Raw genomic sequence first — 17,579 nt, 5'->3', positions numbered from 1 at the left:
CGGCCCCGATGTCCAGACGCGGAAAAATCGCCGCCACTCTTGGCGTTGTGGTTGGGCTGGGCGCGGTAGCTGGATGGGTCGCCTCCGCCCCCCATCGCCCGGATTCCCAAATCATGGCCTCTGCCGCGCCGGGAGACGCTGAACGCGGAGCGCGTATGTTCCATGCAGGCGGCTGTGCTTCCTGCCATGCCGCCAAGGGCGCAGAGGGCGATGCGCGCTTCACGCTTGCCGGCGGTGTGGAGCTTGCCACACCGTTCGGCACCTTCGTCGCACCGAATATCTCGCAAGACAAAAATGACGGCATAGGGAACTGGACGCTCGACGATTTTGCCGCCGCAATGCTGAAAGGCGTTTCCCCGGACGGACGCCACTACTACCCTGCGTTTCCGTATGCCTCATATGCCCGTATGAAACCGCAGGACATAGCCGATCTGTTCGCCTTCATGCAGACGCTTCCGGCAGCGGCCGGGCATACAGCTGCACATGATCTCACATTTCCCTACAACATCCGCCGCGGGATCGGGCTGTGGAAGCTCCTCTATCTTGACGAGCGGCCGGTGGTGGAATTCGCCGAAGGCACGCCGGACAAGGTTCTGGCCGGGCGCTATCTGGTCGAGGGCCCCGGCCATTGCGGAGAATGCCATACACCGCGCGATTTCGCCGGTGGAAGCGACAGGAACCAGTGGCTCGCCGGCGCGGTTGCGGCGGAAGGCGAAGGTGTTGTGCCCAACATCACCGCCGGTGAAGGCGGCATCGGCGACTGGTCGGAATCCGACATCGCCGGCTATCTCGAAACGGGCTTTACGCCAGACTTCGATTCCGTCGGCGGATCGATGGTGGAAGTGCAGAAGAACATGGCGGAACTCACCAGCGAAGACCGCGAGGCGATCGCGGCCTATCTGAAAGCCATACCGGCACGCCAGAACGGTTATCCGGCGCGCCAGTAGCGACCGCTGTCAGGTGGCGGGCTTCACGTCCGCCTTGCCGGTAGCCTTCAGGGCAAAGGAATAGGTGTAAGCTATCTCCTCCAGCCGCGAGAAGCGGCCTGACGCGCCTGCATGGCCCGAGTCCATGTTGATCTTGAACAGGACGGGATTGTCGCCGCTTTTAGTGTCGCGCAGGCGCGCCACCCATTTCGCCGGTTCCCAGTAGGTCACGCGCGGATCGGTGAGCCCGGCCAGCGCCAGGATTGGCGGATAGTCGAAAGCACCGACATTGTCGTATGGGGAATAGGCGGCAATCGTCCTGTAATCCTCTTCCGAGGCGATCGGATTCCCCCATTCCGGCCATTCCGGCGGCGTGAGCGGCAGCGACGCGTCGAGCATGGTGTTGAGCACATCCACGAAGGGCACTTCCGCTATGATGGCGCCGAAAGCTTCAGGCGCCATGTTGGCGATTGCGCCCATCAGCATGCCACCCGCCGAGCCACCCTGCGCCACGATGCGGTCATGCGACGTGTAGCCTTCATCGACGAGATGTCTTGCGACGGCGATGAAGTCGCGGAAGGTGTTTTGCTTGTGCGCCCTTTTTCCGTCGTCGTACCAGGAATAGCCCTTATCCTTGCCGCCGCGCACATGGGCGATCGCGTAGACGAAGCCGCGGTCCACCAGCGACAGGCAGTTGGTGTTGAAGGATGCGGGAATGGTGATGCCGTAGGACCCGTACCCGTAGAGCAGACACGGAGCTGTACCGTCCAGCGGCGTATCGCGCCGGTAAAGCAGGGAGACCGGCACGGCCTCGCCATCCGGTGCGGTGGCCATCAGGCGGCGGGTGACATAGGCGTCGGCGTCGTGACCGGAGGGAACCTCCTGCGTCTTGAGCAGGGTGCGCTGGCGCGTGCGCATATCGTAGTCGAAGACCTGTGCCGGCGTGGTCATCGACGAATAGGAGAAGCGCAGAACGTCCGTGTCATATTCATATGATCCTGCCATGCCGAGGGAATAGGCTTCCTCGTCGAAGGCAATGGCATGTTCCTCGCCGGTGGCGCGTTCGTGAACCACGATGCGTGGTAGGCCATCGAGCCGTTCGAGCCGGACGAGGTAATCGCGAAACCCCATGATGGACAGGATCAGGCGACCCGGCTGATGCGGTACCAGCTCGGTCCAGTTGGCGCGCACCGGGTCGGAAACCGGAGCGGTCATGATCTTGAAGTCTCTGGCTCCGCCTTCGTTGGTGAGCACGAAGAATATGTCGCCACCTTCCTCCAGATCATACTGAATGCCCGCCTCGCGCGCGGCGACGAGCAGCGGCGTGCCAAGAGGGTCGGCTGCGTTGAGTATGCGATACTCCGAAGTCTCATGATCGCTGATGCTGATCATGATCCAGTCGTTGCGGCGTGTGCCGCCAACGCTCATGAAGAAACCGGGATCCGTCTCCTCGTAGATCAGTCGGTCATTGGCAGTATCGTCGTCGAGCTGGTGGAAGAATACTTTCGACGGCCTGTGGTTATCGTCCAGCAGCGTGTAGAAAAAGCCGTTGTTATCGGATGCCCATGTGCCGCCACCGCCCGTGCTTTCGATACTGTCTGCAAGCTCGGCACCCGTGGCAAGATCACGTACGCGCAGCGTGTAGAATTCGGAACCCTTGTCGTCATAGGCCCACAACAGGCGCTTGTGGTCGGACGAATGGTCGATGCCTCCAAGCTGGAAATAGGGCTTTCCCTCAGCTTCATGGTCGCCATCCAGCAATATCTCCTCATCTCCGCCCTGGGCCGGCTTGCGGAAATAACGCGGCTGCTGGCCGCCCATGCGGTAAGACGAACCGTAGGCAAAGGGTCCATCTTTCATAGGCACCGACGAATCGTCCTCCTTGATGCGTCCTTTCATCTCGGAAAAGAGCGCCTCACGCAGCCCCGCCGTATCAGACATCAACTGCGCCTGATAGGCATTCTCCTCTTCAAGATGAGCGCGTATATCGGCGGCGAGCCGTGCAGGGTCGCGGAAGACTTCCTGCCAGTTTTCGGCCCGCATCCAGGCATATTCATCCGTGCGGGTTATACCGTGCCGCGTGTCCTCGACCGGGACTTTCACAGGGCGGGGAGCCTGCCCGGAACCGAAGGGTGCCTTTGTCGTCATCTTAAGCTTTCCATTTATTTCACAGTTCAAAGAACATGCTGCTCACCAGCGTTCAAGTCCCGTCTGCCATGGGAGATACATATTGTAATACTCTTTGCTTTGTCAGGCAGATGAACGACAGCTCGTATTGAGGCAGTATGTAGTTGTGTATTGATAATTGAACTAGGCGGTCAAAAAAAATCATTGAGCATTATGCCACCAAAGAACATATGCGATTGACTTGACAGTCATCTGGGATCATGAAGTTGACGCTGAGCGAATCGCTGACGCTCCTGCCATTAAATTCCGCAGATGCCATGCGCTGATCATCGGCATCGTTATCATGTCTCTCGTTGGGATTTCACGAACATGGACACTGCCGACACGTTCCCGAAAAATATCGATACGCTTATCGAACTTACTGCTGATGTCGTCGCAGCCTATGTGAGCAACAACCCCGTTCCGGCATCCGAGCTCTCCAATCTGATCGCCGATGTCCATGCAGCCCTTGGCCGCGTCGCCGGCAGCGCGTCGCCCGAGCCCCTGCCCGTCGACAAGCAGAAGCCGGCAGTCAATCCCAAGAGATCGGTCCATGACGACTACATCATCTGCCTTGAAGACGGCAAGAAGTTCAAATCGCTCAAGCGCCATCTCATGACACACTACAATCTGACGCCTGAGCAGTACCGCGAGAAGTGGGGCCTGGATGCCAATTATCCGATGGTTGCTCCCAGCTATGCAGCCGCTCGTTCGGAACTTGCCAAGCAGATGGGCCTCGGCCGCAAGCGCAAGGCGCGCTGATACAGATTACCTGACGAATGAAGAAACGGCGCCTTGTGGCGCCGTTTTCTTTTTAGACGTTCAATGTTCCGGACTGTTCCGAGCAGAGTTCCGTTTAAGCGCCGCCGGCACAAATCAGCGCTTGCGGGTCAGGCTACCCAGAATGCCACGCACCAAAGCGCGCCCGATCGAAGATCCCACTGAACGCACAACCGACTTAACAGCGGCTTCCGTAACGGTCTGCCGGTTCGATGTGCGCGGCGCCGGCGCTTTGCGCGTGCGGCTGGTCGGTGCGGGTGTGCTGCCAAAATCCGGCAAGGTCCACCCGCCCCCTCCTCCGCCACCCGTCTGGCTCCGGGTCTGCTGCTGTGGCTGCTGCGCTGTCTGAGCCTCGGCAGCGCGCTTCTGTAGCATTTCAAAAGCGGATTCGCGATCGATCGGCTGGTCATACTGGCCGGCGACAGGGCTGACGCTGAGAATATCCTGCCGTTCCTGCGGTGTGATTGGCCCAAGCCTTGAGGAGGGCGGACGGATCAATGTGCGTTGCACCATCGAAGGCACGCCCTTTTCCTCCAGCGTGGAAACCAGCGCCTCGCCGGTGCCAAGCTGGGTGATTGCCGTGGCGCAATTGAAATCCGGATTGTGGCGAAACGTGTCGGCTGCGGTTTTCACCGCCTTCTGCTCGCGGGGCGTATAGGCGCGCAGGGCATGCTGTACACGATTACCCAGTTGCGCGAGCACGGTTTCCGGCACGTCGAGCGGATTCTGGGTCACGAAATAAACGCCAACCCCCTTCGAGCGGATAAGTCGCACCACCTGCTCCACCCGGTCGACCAGCGCCTTGGGTGCATCGTCGAACAGCAGATGCGCCTCGTCGAAGAAGAAGACCAGCTTCGGCTTGTCGGGATCGCCGACTTCGGGCAGCACCTCGAACAGTTCCGACATCAGCCACAGCAGGAAAGTCGCATAAAGGCGCGGGCTCATCATCAGCTTGTCGGCGGCAAGCACGTTGATGGCGCCGCGCCCGTCACGCGTGGTACGCATCAGATCGTCAATGCGCAGCGCCGGCTCGCCGAAAAAATGGTTACCGCCCTGCTGCTCAAGAATCAGCAGCGACCGCTGAATGGCACCGACCGACTGCTTTGTGACGTTGCCGTAGCGTGCTCCGATTTCCGGGGCCCGCTCTGCCAGATTTGCCAGAAGCGCCTGCAGATCCTTCATGTCGAGGAGTAGAAGGCCCTCCTCGTCGGCGATACGGAAGGCAATGTTCATCACCCCTTCCTGCGCGTCGGTCAGGTTCATCAGCCGCGACAGCAGCAACGGCCCCATTTCGGAAATGGTGGCGCGAACGGGGTGTCCCTGCTCGCCGAACAGATCCCAGAAGATGACCGGAAATTCCTGAAACTCATAAGGATCGAGGCGGACTTCTGCGGCCCGCTTCTGCAAAAAATCTTTCGCCTCGCCCATCATGGCGATACCTGAAAGGTCACCCTTTATGTCGGCGCAGAACACGGGCACGCCGGCATTGGAAAAACCCTCCGCCAGCACCTGCAAGGTCACGGTTTTACCCGTACCCGTTGCGCCGGTAACCAGCCCGTGGCGGTTGCCATAACGCAGCAGCAATTCCTCCGGCCGCTGATAGCTGTCATCAGGCTTTCGGCTGGCACCCAGGAAAATGCTGTCTTCAGCCGCCATCATGAATTCTCCGCGATCGATTGGCCGGCAGGAAACCGGCCAGCTTCGCAGGTATAGTAAGGCGAAAGCCAAATTCAAAGGTGCAAGTTCCCTCCCGCCTCATCTGCTGCATTGCCGTACGTGAACAGGGACCTTACAGTGCACCACATCCGGGCCGGCGCGGCGCTCTCCCGGATAGCAGTAAAGGACCAGATTCTTGACCGACACAGCAGCAGATCGCCACGGCCAGGACAACCGTTGGAAAGCTATTGCCGAACAGGCGCTTGGCGACGGCGCTATCGCACCTGCCTCCGGCAAACCGCGCTGGGCGATCTGTCAGCGCATTGACGACCCAGATGTGGAGCGCGCGCGCGCCCAGATCGCGGACGATCTCGCGCAAGGCGCGACCGGGCTTGCGCTGGTTTTCGACGGCGCTCCCAATGCATTTGGGTATGGTCTGCCGGGGACGCCTCAGGCGCTCGGACGGATTCTTGAAGATGTGCCGCTCGACAGGATCTACCTTCGGCTTGACGTTCACCCCGCCAGCCGCGCCATGGCCGACTGGCTGGTTGGAAGCCTTGGCAAGGGAAATATCGACCCTTCACGTCTCAACCTGTCCTTCGGCATAGATCCGGCCGCGACATTTGCCGGCACGGGCCGTCTGCGCATGACCATCGAGGCATTGCAGGCCTCTATGCCGCAATCTCTGGCCTATTTCTTCGCCATGGATGTACCCGGCATCCTGCTCGAAGCGGACGGCCGCGTTCTGCACAATGCCGGCGCGACCGAAGCGCAGGAGCTTGGTGCCATGCTGGCTTCCGCCGCAGCGCATCTGCGCCTGTTTCAGGAAGCCAGGCAAGCTCTGGTCTATGCCGCCCCGCATATCGGGTTTGCCGTTGGCGTCGATGACGATGCTCTGGCATCTGCCGCCAAGATCAAGGCTCTGCGCCTACTCTGGGCGCGCCTTCAGGAAAGCTTTTCAATTTCACCGACGCCCACCGAAATCCACGCAGAAACCTCCATGCGCATCGTCGGGCGACAGGATCTTTCCGGCAATGTCGCCCGCAATGCCGCTGCCGTTTTTGGCGCTGCCGCTGGCGGTGCTGATTCGATCGCGGTTCTGCCGCACACGATTGCTCACGGCCTGCCGGAAGGAAATGCCCGCCGTATCGCGCGTAACCTGCAGATGCTTGTCGCTCAGGAACAGGCGGACCTTTCCGACGTCGATGAACTGGTCGAAGATTTTTGCCAGCAGGGCTGGGCGGAATTTCAGCGGATCGAGCAGGAAGGCGGGATTCTGCCGAGCCTGAAAGCCGGTCACATCCAGAGCCGGGTAAAGACTTCGGCCAGTCAGCGCCGGACCGTATCAGCAACTCAACAGAACGCTGATGCTGCGGCCTCCGTGCCGACCCTCTCCGCAGAGCGCCATCCGGCGCCGACGGATGGCGTGGTCTTCTGCGAGGCTCTGCATCCCCTGTTGTTCGACGGAAGCGTGGAAACGGTCGCACAGGAATAAAAGGACCCGCTTTCGCCTGGAGCCTTCGGTTTGTCGCTTTTCCGAACCGGAAAAGTGTTTCCACTTTTCCTGGAAACGCTCTGGGCGGCCAGTCGTCTTCAAGCTTCTGCGATCAGGTCGACGATCTCCCATTCGCGACCGTTGACGGTGATCAGCTCGCCAACCTTCTGGCCGAAGAGAGCCTGCGCCATGGGTGAGATATGCGAGATCGACCCTTTGGCAGGCTCGGCCTCGTCCTCCCCCACGATCTGCCATCTGGCCGTCCTGCCGTCTTCATCTTCCAGCGCTACGGTCATGCCGAAGCGGACGACATCAGAATCGGCATCCGGAACGGACAGCTCGGCATTCTCGCGCCGCGCTCCCCAATACCGCAGATCGCGTGCGGCAAGCTCCAGTCGTTCCCGATCCCCTTCGGCCTCGGCCCGCACGATCTCTTCGCGCAACCGAACGATTTCCGCCTCGATAAGCGCCAGACCGCGTTGCGTGACGAGATTGCGATGCGGGCTCACAGGGCGCTCGCCGAGGGCTGCAATCGCACTTTCGTTATCGTCCTCCCGGGTAAAAGCCCTGCTCATGGCGGTTCAGTCCGCAAATGCGGCCGGGCGGACCTCGCCAACCTTAGCGCCGTTGCGGCTCATGATAGGCTTGTGCGCCAGCTTCCGCAGTTCATCCGCAAGCGGCTCGTCCTTTTCAAGAAGCTTGGCCAAAACGCCCGCAATCATCGCTTCGGCCGCGCGGACGGCTCCGTCATCGCATTTCAGCGCGATACCGAAGCCCAGTTCCGGCACCGCGGCGCAATAGACGCCCTCTGCCCCCATCTTGACGAAGATGCGGCCGGGTGCGGCCTTCATCAGAGCTTCGTCGGCACGGCCGGTTCCCGAAACCATGAAAGGCTCCGCCATGCAGGCCGACATCAGCCGCCGTCCGGCCTTTGCCCGCTCCGGCTGCAAGCCGTTTCCGGTCGCTATTCTGGCAAACCCAACCGCGAAATTGCGCAGCGGAACCGCATAAGTCGGGATCGAGCAACCGTCAGTGCCGCAAATGTCCACCTCATGGGCCGCCCCGGTCACCGCCTCCATGGCATCACGCACCAGCCCCTGCAGCCTGTGATCCGCCTTCACATAGCCCTCATGGGCGATGCCGGAATGGCAGCAGGTGCAGAGAAATCCGGCATGCTTACCGGAACAGTTGTTGTGCAGCGCATTGGGTTCACCGCCTGCCCGCGCCATCGCTATGGTGGCGGCATGATTGTCCGGCCAGTGGCAGCCGCATTCCAGCGCTGTTTCATCCAGCCCCGCGCGCAGCAGCATCGAAAGCGCCGTCTCGGCATGAAGAGGTTCGCCGGAATGCGACGCGCAAGCCAGAGCCAGCTCACGATCTCCAAATCCATAGGCGTCCGCCGCGCCGCTCTCGACCAGAGGCAGGGCCTGAATGAGCTTTACCGCAGAGCGGGGAAAGACTGGTCGGTGCGTCTCCCCGATTTCCCAGACGGATTTTCCGTCGCCATCAAAAACCGCCACCGAACCACGATGAACGCTTTCCACCAGAGTTCCGCGAAGAACCTCTGCCAGTACCGGATTTGTCACGTCTGCCGGCTCCTCCCAGGCCAGAGCAATTCCGAAATTGAATCACGAGGCGATCTAATTTCGGAACTGCGAAAACCGCTCGCAGCGCTCGCGCGCTTCGCGTCAGTTATGAATCCGCTTTAGCGGATACGATCGAGAATCGACACATAGTTGGCGACAGCAGCGCCTCCCATGTTGAAGATGCCCCCAAGCTTTGCATTGGGCACCTGAATGCCGCCCGCCTCGCCCGCAAGCTGCATCGAGGTCAGCACATGCATCGAAACCCCCGTCGCGCCGATCGGGTGGCCCTTTGATTTCAGTCCGCCGGAAGGATTGACCGGCAGCTTGCTGTCCTTGGCCGTATAGCCTTCGAGCGCCAGCTTCGCGCCCTCGCCGCGCTTCGCCAGTCCCATCGCCTCATATTCGATCAGTTCGGCAATGGTGAAGCAGTCATGCGTCTCCACGAAAGACAGATCGTGCAGCGTCACGCCGGCCTTCTTCAGCGCCTGCGCCCAGGCCTGTTCGCAGCCCTCGAACAGCAGGATGTCGCGCTTCGACATCGGCAGGAAATCCTGCACATGCTCATTGGCACGGAAGGCGATGGCGCGGCGCATGGACAGCGCCGTCGTGGTATCGGTCAGCACAATCGCTGCAGCGCCGTCCGAGACGAGCGAGCAGTCGGTGCGCTTGAGAGGTCCCGCCACATAGGGGTTCTTCTCGCTTTCCTGCCGGCAGAAGTCGTAACCCAGATCCTTGCGCATCTGCGCATAGGGATTTTCAACGCCATTCTTGTGGTTCTTGGCGGCAATGGCCGCAAGCGCGTCCGACTGGTCGCCATGACGCTGGAAATAGGCATGGGCGATCTTGCCGAACACGCCGGCGAAGCCCGCCGGGGTGTCGCCGTCTTCCGGCAGATAGGATGCCTTCAGGAGATTGGCGCCGATCTCCGGTCCCGGTGTGGTCGTCATCTGCTCGGCACCCACCACGAGAACGAAGCGCGCGCCCGAGTCGACGGCCCGGATGCCCTGCCGCACCGCAGCCGATCCGGTCGCGCAGGCGTTCTCCACCCGCGTCGCCGGCTTGAAGCGCAGGCGGTCATCTGTCTGGAGCACCAGGCTCGCCGTGAAATCCTGTGCCGAAAATCCTGCGTTGAAATGACCGAGCACGATCTCGCCCACGTCTTCCGGTCCGATGCCCGCATGCTCCAGCGCTTCAGCGGCTACCTTGGTGATCAGACTTTCCAGCGTTTCGCCTTCCAGCTTGCCGAAGCGCGAATGCGCCCAGCCGACGATACATGCGATCATGACAACATCTCCCTGTCCGTTCAGCTGTCCGGCTGATCACGGCGCTCTAATCCGCGCAGGATAACCACCCCGCCGGCCTCGTAAAGCACCTTGTTGTGGGTCAGGTACAAATTGCTCGATTTTTTATTGATTGATCAGTCAATCAAAAATACACTTGACCTAAGGAGAGACAAGCATGCCAAAAATCGGAATGGAGCCCTTGCGCCGCCGGGCGCTGATCGACGCCACCATTTCCACCGTGGGCGAACGCGGCACGCTGAACGTGACCGTTTCGGAGATCGCCGGGCGCGCCGGCGTTTCCTCCGCCCTTGCGCATCACTATTTCGGCCCGAAAGAAGTGCTTTTGCAGGCCACGATGCGACAATTACTGGCCGATCTCGGCCGTGATGCGGTCGTGGCGCTTCAAAAGGCCAGCACCGCGCGCGAACGGCTGTCGGCGATCATCGCCGTCAATTTCAATGCCGCGCAGTTTCGCGAGGAAACCGTGCATGCCTGGCTGGCCTTTTATGTGGAGGCTCAGAACTCCCCGCCCTTGCGCCGCCTGCTGCGGGTTTATGCAAGGCGTCAGCACTCGAACCTGTTGAGCGCGCTCGTTCCACTGGCAGGCCGCACGGAAGCCCGGCGCATGGCGGAAGCAATCGCGGCCATGATCGACGGGCTCTACATCCGCCGCGCCTTGCGTGACGGTCTTCCCAATCCCGCAAGTGTGGCCTCGCTGGTCGAGGACTATGTCGATGCGAAACTCAGACAACAGGCGAATTCATCATGAGCAACCGGCCTAACATCCTGATCCTCATGGTCGACCAGCTTGCCGGAACCCTGTTTCCCGATGGCCCGGCCGAATTTCTTCATGCGCCTAATCTTCGCGCGCTTTCGGCCCGCTCGGCCCGTTTCCGCAACAACTACACCGCCTCCCCCCTGTGCTCGCCTGCCCGCGCCTCGTTCATGAGCGGCCAGCTTCCCTCACGCACCGGCGTCTATGACAACGCCGCCGAATTCGCCTCATCGGTTCCCACCTTCGCCCATCATCTGCGCGCCGCCGGCTACCACACCTGCCTGTCGGGCAAGATGCACTTCGTCGGACCGGATCAGTTGCACGGCTTCGAAGAGCGGCTGACCACCGACATCTATCCGGCCGATTTCGGCTGGACGCCGGACTACCGCAAGCCGGGCGAACGCATCGACTGGTGGTATCATAATCTGGGCTCCGTCACCGGCGCGGGCGTCGCCGAGATCACCAACCAGATGGAGTATGACGACGAGGTCGCCTTCCTCGCCGGCCAGAAACTCTACGACCTGTCGCGCCAGTCCGGCGAGGAAAACCGCCGCCCCTGGTGCCTGACCGTCTCCTTCACCCACCCGCACGACCCCTATGTAGCGCGCCGCAAGTACTGGGACCTCTACGAGGACTGCCCGCAGCTGGAACCGGAGGTGGGCTTCATTGCCCAGGACGAGCAGGACCCGCATTCCCAGCGCCTCTATATCGCCAGCGACTATGCCAGTTTCGACATCAAGCCCGAGCAGGTGCACCGCGCGCGGCAAGGCTATCTCGCCAACATCTCCTATATCGACGACAAGGTCGGCGAATTGCTGGACGTGCTCGACCGCACGCGGATGGCCGACGATACGATCATCCTGTTCTGTTCCGACCATGGCGACATGCTGGGCGAGCGCGGCCTGTGGTTCAAGATGAGCTTCTTCGAAGGTTCCGCGCGCGTTCCGCTGATGATCGCGAGCAAAGGCATCGCGCCTTCCCGTATCGACGCGCCTGTCTCCAACCTCGACATCTGTCCCACCCTCTGCGACCTCGCCGGCATCGACATTTCCGCAATCATGCCATGGACGGACGGGCAGTCGCTGAAGCCCCTCATGCAGGGCAAAGAGCGCAGCGAGCCGGTACTGATGGAATATGCGGCGGAGGGCTCCTATGCCCCGCTGGTCGCCATCCGCGAGGGCAAGCACAAGTTCGTGCACTGCGAGATAGACCCGCCGCAACTGTTTGATCTGGAATCGGATCCGCTCGAACGGGAAAACCTTGCGGCCGCTCCCGAAAATGCCGGTCTGGTCGCTGTCTTCATGGAAAAAGTCCGTACGCGCTGGGACATGGCCGCCTTCGACGCGGCCGTGCGCCAGAGCCAGGCACAGCGCTGGGTCGTCTATCCCGCGCTGCGCAACGGCGCTTACTTCCCGTGGGATTTCCAGCCTCTGCAAAAAGCGTCCGAACGCTACATGCGCAACCACATGGATCTCAACACCCTCGAAGAACAGAAGCGCTTTCCGCGAGGTGAATAGCCATGCATGAGGCAGACTTCGTCGTCATCGGTTCCGGTTCCGCCGGCTCGGCCATGGCTTACCGACTGTCCGAGGATGGAAAGCATTCGGTCATCGTCATCGAATATGGCGGCACCGATTACGGCCCACTGATTCAGATGCCGTCCGCTTTGTCGATCCCGCTCAACATGCCGCTCTACGACTGGGGTTTTTCCAGCGAGCCGGAACCGCATCTGGGCGGGCGGGTTCTCGCCACGCCGCGCGGCAAGGTTCTGGGCGGATCCTCCTCCATCAACGGCATGGTCTATGTGCGTGGCCACGCCCGCGATTTCGACCATTGGGCGGAGGAAGGCGCTGCCGGCTGGAGCTATGCCGACGTGCTGCCCTACTTCAAGCGCATGGAGCATTCCCATGGCGGCGAGCAAGGCTGGCGCGGAACCAGCGGACCCCTGCACGTCCAGCGCGGCAAGCGCGCAAACCCTCTCTACGCCGCCTTCATCGAGGCCGGCCAGCAGGCCGGTTTCGAGCTGACCGCTGACTACAACGGCTCGAAGCAGGAAGGTTTCGGGCCGATGGAACAGACCATCCATCGCGGCCGGCGCTGGTCCACCGCCAATGCCTATCTGCGCCCTGCCCTCAAACGCAGAAATGTGAGTCTGGTCAGTGGCTTCGCACGTAAAGTCATCATCGAGAATCAACGCGCCACCGGCATCGAGATCGAAGTTCGCGGACAGATTCAGCTTGTTAAAGCGCGACGTGAGGTGATCGTCGCTGCATCCTCGATCAACTCGCCGAAAATCCTGATGCTTTCCGGCATCGGCCCCGCGCGGCATCTGCACCACAACGGCATCGCCATTGTTGCCGACCGGCCGGGTGTGGGCGCCAATCTCCAGGATCATCTGGAACTCTATATCCAGCAGGAATCCACCAAGCCGATCACGCTGAACTCGGTTCTTAATCCGATCTCAAAGGCGCTGATCGGCGCACAGTGGCTGCTGTTCAAGAGCGGTCTCGGCGCCACCAACCATTTCGAGGCAGCCGCCTTCCTGCGCTCCGCCGCCGGCATCGACTACCCGGATATCCAGTATCATTTCATCCCCGCCGCCGTGCGCTATGATGGCAAGGCGGTTGCCAACACACATGGCTTTCAGGCGCATGTCGGCCCCATGCGCTCCAGATCGCGCGGCTCCGTCACATTGCGTTCGCCCGATGCATGGGACAAGCCGGTCATCCGCTTCAACTACATGTCGCATCCGGATGACTGGACCGAATTTCGTCACTGCATCCGCCTGACCCGCGAAATTTTCGCGCAGGCCGCCTTCGATCCCTATCGCGGCAGCGAGATTTCTCCGGGCGGCCATGTGCAGACCGACGAGGACCTCGACGCCTTCATTCGCGATCATGCCGAGAGCGCGCTGCATCCCTGCGGCACCTGCCGCATGGGCCGGGCCGACGATCCGATGAGCGTTGTGGACCCCGAATGCCGGGTCATCGGCGTTGAAGGTCTGCGTGTCGCGGATTCGTCCATCTTCCCGCGTATCACCAACGGCAACCTCAACGCACCGTCGATCATGACCGGCGAAAAGGCCGCCGATCATATTCTCGGCCGCGCCCCGCTGCCGCCGTCCAATCAGGAACCCTGGATCAATCCGCGCTGGCAACAGTCGGACAGATAAGCCAAAGTCCCTTCAACCGATCCGATGGAATTACCGGAGCCTGCCATGCGCGCCCAGCCGACCGCCTCGCATTACGTCAATGGACGTTACATCGACGATGACCGCGGCGCCGAGATCGCCGTCATCTATCCGGCAACCGGCGAGTGCATCGCAACGCTGCATGCGGCGACGCCCAACATCATCGAGCTGGCCATCGAGTCGGCGCGCGCCGCGCAGGCCGAATGGGCGCGCCTCAAGCCGGTCGAGCGCGGCCGCATCCTGCGCCGCGCCGCCGATATTCTGCGCGAGCGCAATGAGGCTCTGGCGCGGCTTGAAACGCTGGACACCGGCAAGGCCATTCAGGAAACGCTGGTGGCGGACGCCCCTTCCGCCGCCGACTGCCTCGAATATTTCGCAGGCGCCATTGCCAGCTTCAACGGCGAGTTCATCGACCTCGGCGGCCCCTTCGCTTATACGCGCCGCGAACCGCTCGGCGTCTGCGTCGGCATCGGCGCGTGGAACTATCCGATCCAGATCGCCGGCTGGAAATCCGCTCCTGCGCTCGCCATGGGCAACGCCATGGTGTTCAAGCCCTCCGAAAACACGCCCTTGTCAGCGCTGGCGCTGGCCGAAATCTATTCCGAAGCCGGCCTGCCGGATGGCCTGTTCAACGTGGTGCAGGGCTATGGCGACGTCGGCGCATCCCTTGTCGGTCATCCGTCCGTGGCCAAGGTGTCGGCTACCGGTTCGGTCGCAACAGGCAAGCGCGTTCTGGCACAGGCCGGAGCCGACATGAAGCACGCCACCATGGAGCTTGGCGGCAAGTCGCCGCTCATCGTCTTCGACGATGCCGATCTCGAAAACGCCATCGGCGGCGCGATGCTCGGCAATTTCTACTCCACGGGGCAGGTCTGCTCCAACGGCACCCGCGTCTTCGTCCAAAAGGGTATGCACGACCGGTTTGTCGAACGCCTTGTCGAACGCACCAAGAAAATCCGCATCGGCGACCCGCTCGACCCTGAAACCCAGATGGGGCCGCTTGTCAGTAAGGCCCAACATCAGCGTGTGCTGTCCTATATCGAGGCCGGCAAGCAGGAAGGTGCTGTCCTCGCCTGTGGCGGCAATGCCCCCGCCCTGCAAGGTTTCGACGGCGGGTTCTTCGTCGAACCGACCGTCTTCACCGGCGTCACCGACACGATGCGCATCGCGCGCGAGGAGATTTTCGGCCCCGTGATGAGCGTCTTGTCCTTCGAGGATGAAGACGAGGTGATCAGCCGCGCCAACGGCACCGAGTTCGGCCTTGCCGCCGGCGTCTTCACCCGCGACATGCCCCGCGCACACCGCGTCATCGCTGAGTTGCAGGCCGGCACCTGCTGGATCAACGCCTATAATCTCACCCCGGTCGAGATGCCGTTCGGCGGTTACAAGCAGTCGGGCATCGGGCGCGAGAATTCGCTGGCCGCCCTGCAGCACTATTCGCAGATCAAGTCGGTCTATGTGGAGACCGGCGACGTCGACAGCCCCTACTGACCTGTCTCCGCCGTCGCGTCCAGATACTGCATCAGCGCGTAGACGAGGTGATAGAAGATCGAGGCCGGCACTTCGGTCGCCACCGAGCGGCCGCGTTCGTCGATGCGATCGACCCACAGCCCCACCGGTGCCGGATCGATATGCCAGCGGAACAGGCGGCCCACGCGCGCCTCGATCTCGGGCTTCAGGTCCGGCCCGTCGGCCCGGTCCAGCGCGATCGAGGCTTTGATCGCTTCCGTCTGCGGCCAGCTTCGCGACACCAGATCGAGCGGCATGCCCTGCTTTGACACCGCGCCATAGGCAAGGCCGGTCGCGCGGTTCAGGCCGTTGGCCACCGCCGAGGCATAGAGCTTGCGGGCATAGGCGGTCAGGCTCTTCTGGCCACTGCGATTGGCGAAGTCGATCAGCAGCGAGGCCCATTCGAAATGATGGCCGGGTTCGGTCCAGTCGCCCTTGCCGTCCGGCGCAGGCGCCCAGCCATCCTCGAAAAATTCGCCGACGGTCCATGAATCGGCGTCGAAGAAATAGCTGCGGAACAGATCGACGATGCGGGCGGCACGGCGCAGATAGGTCCTGTCGCCGGTCGCCTCATGCCAGGCCAGAAACGCTTCCAGCAGATGCATATGCGGGTTGGAACGGCGCAGGCTGCCACCCTCCGGCGCTTCAAGAAAACCGGCAAGGCTGCTGTCCTCCAGATGCTCGTCGAGGAAAGCGAAGGTTTCCCGGCCAAGCCTCAGCGCATCGGGATTGCCGCACATATGAGCGTGGGCGAGCGCCAGAAGCACGCAGGAATGGTCGTAGGCGTCCTCCGTCGCGTCGTTTACCGAGCCGTCGACATTGAGAGTGCGCACCCAGCCGCCCCGGTCGGTGCGCCCGCGCGACATGAACTCCAGCCCGTGCGCGATCAGCCGGTCGGCAGGCCCGTCCCAGCCGCGCGACCCCGCGACCGCGAAACCGTAGACCTGCCGCGCCATGGTGCGCATGCGCTTCGGCCTGGCCAGCGGCACGGCATCCAGCCCCAGCGCCTCATGAAACCCGCCATGGCGCTCGTCCACGCCGACGGTCGACCACAAGGGCAGCGCCTCATCGAACAGCCAGTGCCGCACGCGGCTGCGCCACGCGCCACTTTCCACCACGCGGTCATGCGAAGGCGTGAAGCGCGTTTCCAGCCTTCCGCTCTTTTCGAGCTGCTGCACCACCTTGCGCACATTCTGGCTGTGCGAGACAGGCGCCACGAAGGTCGCGTCGGCGGTGGCGACCACGGCCGTATCCTTGAGGCCGACCGCCGACAGAAGCCGGCCATGGCTGCGGATATAAGAGTTCTCGCAATCGATGGCGACGACATCGCCGATGATGACATTGCCGTTTTCGTCGGAAGGCCCGACATCGAGCAGCGACTGCCACGAACCGAGATCGTTCCAGCGGAAACCCGCCGGCACCATGGCGATGCCTTCGGCGCGTTCCATGACGGCATAGTCGATGGAATCGGACGGGATCGCCGCATAGAGATCCTCCGGCATATAGAGCCCGGAAAGATCGCTGGTTGCCGCAGCGAAAGCTTTCTCCGTGGCTTTCCAGATTTCCGGCTGGAAGCGCAGGAAAGCATCGCGCATCACGCTTGCCCGGAACAGGAAGATGCCTGCATTCCAATAGTAATTGCCTGCCGCGAGATATTTCTGCGCCGTCTCGGTATCGGGCTTTTCCACGAAGCGCGAGACATCGAACACGCCGCCTTGCTCCGCGCCGACCTCGATATAGCCATAGCCGGTTTCGGGCTGATCGGGACGAATGCCGAACACCACCAGCCTGCCCGCGCCAGCTGCCGGCACGCCCTGCTCCACCGTCTGCCAGAACTGCGCGGTGGTGGAAATTTCGTGGTCGGAAGGAACCACCAGCACGAGGCTGTCGCCGAAATCGGCCAGCGTGCGCAGCGTAGCCAGCGCCACGGCGGCGGCCGTATTGCGCCCCACCGGCTCGAACAGCACGCCGCCGCCAGCGAGATCGATGCCGTTGATGTCGCCATGCACGCGCCCGGCATGGCGTTCGGATGCGATCAGGAACACAGGTGCAGCACCCGCCGTCCGGCCTGTCATGCGCCGCAGCGTCTTGGCGAGCATCGACCCATCGCCTGACAGATCGTGAAACTGCTTGGGATTGTCCTCGCGAGAAAGCGGCCACAGCCGCGATCCCACGCCGCCGCTCATCACGAAACAGGCGATAAGGTCACTCAT

At 61.9% G+C, this 17,579-nt stretch carries 13 protein-coding genes; 7 read left to right on the top strand and 6 right to left on the bottom strand.

All coding sequences use genetic code 11. The features are described from left to right. Positions 1–8 precede the first annotated feature (8 nt). Positions 9–947, top strand: coding sequence for a c-type cytochrome (locus tag HNR59_RS08210; protein ID WP_183828452.1), 939 nt, complete (start codon positions 9–11; stop codon positions 945–947). A gap of 9 nt (positions 948–956) precedes the next feature. Here HNR59_RS08210 and HNR59_RS08205 read toward each other — a convergent pair whose 3' ends face one another. Next, on the bottom strand, positions 957–3,074 hold the full coding sequence (locus HNR59_RS08205) for a S9 family peptidase (RefSeq protein WP_183828449.1): 2,118 nt from the start codon (positions 3,072–3,074) through the stop codon (positions 957–959). A 348-nt stretch (positions 3,075–3,422) separates the two neighbouring features. Between HNR59_RS08205 and HNR59_RS08200 the strand changes: the two genes are divergently transcribed. Next, positions 3,423–3,854, top strand: a complete 432-nt coding sequence (locus HNR59_RS08200; protein ID WP_183828446.1) for a Ros/MucR family transcriptional regulator — start codon at positions 3,423–3,425, stop codon at positions 3,852–3,854. A 114-nt stretch (positions 3,855–3,968) separates the two neighbouring features. Here HNR59_RS08200 and HNR59_RS08195 read toward each other — a convergent pair whose 3' ends face one another. Then, positions 3,969–5,528 carry a helicase HerA-like C-terminal domain-containing protein gene (locus HNR59_RS08195; RefSeq protein WP_183831450.1) on the bottom strand — a complete coding sequence of 520 codons (1,560 nt, stop codon included), beginning with the start codon at positions 5,526–5,528 and terminating at the stop codon, positions 3,969–3,971. A 196-nt stretch (positions 5,529–5,724) separates the two neighbouring features. Between HNR59_RS08195 and HNR59_RS08190 the strand changes: the two genes are divergently transcribed. Continuing rightward, positions 5,725–7,023 (top strand): methylmalonyl-CoA mutase family protein, encoded by a 1,299-nt coding sequence (locus HNR59_RS08190; protein WP_183828444.1) that lies wholly within the window; start codon positions 5,725–5,727, stop codon positions 7,021–7,023. 98 nt (positions 7,024–7,121) lie between these two features. Here the strand turns inward: HNR59_RS08190 and HNR59_RS08185 are convergent, their stop codons facing one another. The 3 genes from HNR59_RS08185 to HNR59_RS08175 all read right to left on the bottom strand — a co-directional run bounded on the left by HNR59_RS08185 (position 7,122) and on the right by HNR59_RS08175 (position 9,892). Next, positions 7,122–7,598: a GreA/GreB family elongation factor gene (locus HNR59_RS08185; RefSeq protein ID WP_183828441.1), complete on the bottom strand. Its 477-nt coding sequence runs from the start codon at positions 7,596–7,598 to the stop codon at positions 7,122–7,124. 6 nt (positions 7,599–7,604) lie between these two features. Beyond that, a complete protein-coding gene (locus HNR59_RS08180) occupies positions 7,605–8,609 on the bottom strand; it encodes an asparaginase (RefSeq protein WP_183828438.1) in 1,005 nt (334 codons plus the stop codon). 119 nt (positions 8,610–8,728) lie between these two features. Continuing rightward, entirely contained in the window at positions 8,729–9,892 is a 1,164-nt protein-coding gene (locus tag HNR59_RS08175) for an acetyl-CoA acetyltransferase (protein ID WP_183828435.1), read from the bottom strand. 175 nt (positions 9,893–10,067) lie between these two features. On the opposite strand from HNR59_RS08175, the gene betI reads away from it, so the two are divergent. Genes betI through betB form a run of 4 tightly spaced genes read left to right on the top strand, consistent with a single transcriptional unit; the run spans position 10,068 to position 15,348 of the window. Beyond that, positions 10,068–10,661 (top strand): transcriptional regulator BetI, encoded by a 594-nt coding sequence (gene betI / locus HNR59_RS08170; RefSeq protein WP_183828432.1) that lies wholly within the window; start codon positions 10,068–10,070, stop codon positions 10,659–10,661. Next, positions 10,658–12,184: a choline-sulfatase gene (gene betC / locus HNR59_RS08165; RefSeq protein ID WP_210307230.1), complete on the top strand. Its 1,527-nt coding sequence runs from the start codon at positions 10,658–10,660 to the stop codon at positions 12,182–12,184. The genes betI and betC overlap by 4 nt, the downstream gene beginning before the upstream one ends. A 2-nt stretch (positions 12,185–12,186) precedes the next feature. Continuing rightward, positions 12,187–13,839 (top strand): choline dehydrogenase, encoded by a 1,653-nt coding sequence (gene betA, locus HNR59_RS08160; RefSeq protein WP_183828429.1) that lies wholly within the window; start codon positions 12,187–12,189, stop codon positions 13,837–13,839. 45 nt (positions 13,840–13,884) lie between these two features. Further along, a complete protein-coding gene (gene betB / locus HNR59_RS08155; protein WP_183828425.1) occupies positions 13,885–15,348 on the top strand; it encodes a betaine-aldehyde dehydrogenase in 1,464 nt (487 codons plus the stop codon). Here betB and HNR59_RS08150 read toward each other — a convergent pair. Next, positions 15,342–17,579: a mannose-1-phosphate guanylyltransferase/mannose-6-phosphate isomerase gene (locus HNR59_RS08150; RefSeq protein WP_183828422.1), complete on the bottom strand. Its 2,238-nt coding sequence runs from the start codon at positions 17,577–17,579 to the stop codon at positions 15,342–15,344. The two genes, betB and HNR59_RS08150, sit on opposite strands and share 7 nt — an antisense overlap.

Source organism: Aquamicrobium lusatiense (assembly GCF_014201615.1).
In the GTDB taxonomy this organism is placed as follows: domain Bacteria; phylum Pseudomonadota; class Alphaproteobacteria; order Rhizobiales; family Rhizobiaceae; genus Mesorhizobium; species Mesorhizobium lusatiense.
This window is presented reverse-complemented; position numbering and strand designations above follow the sequence as displayed.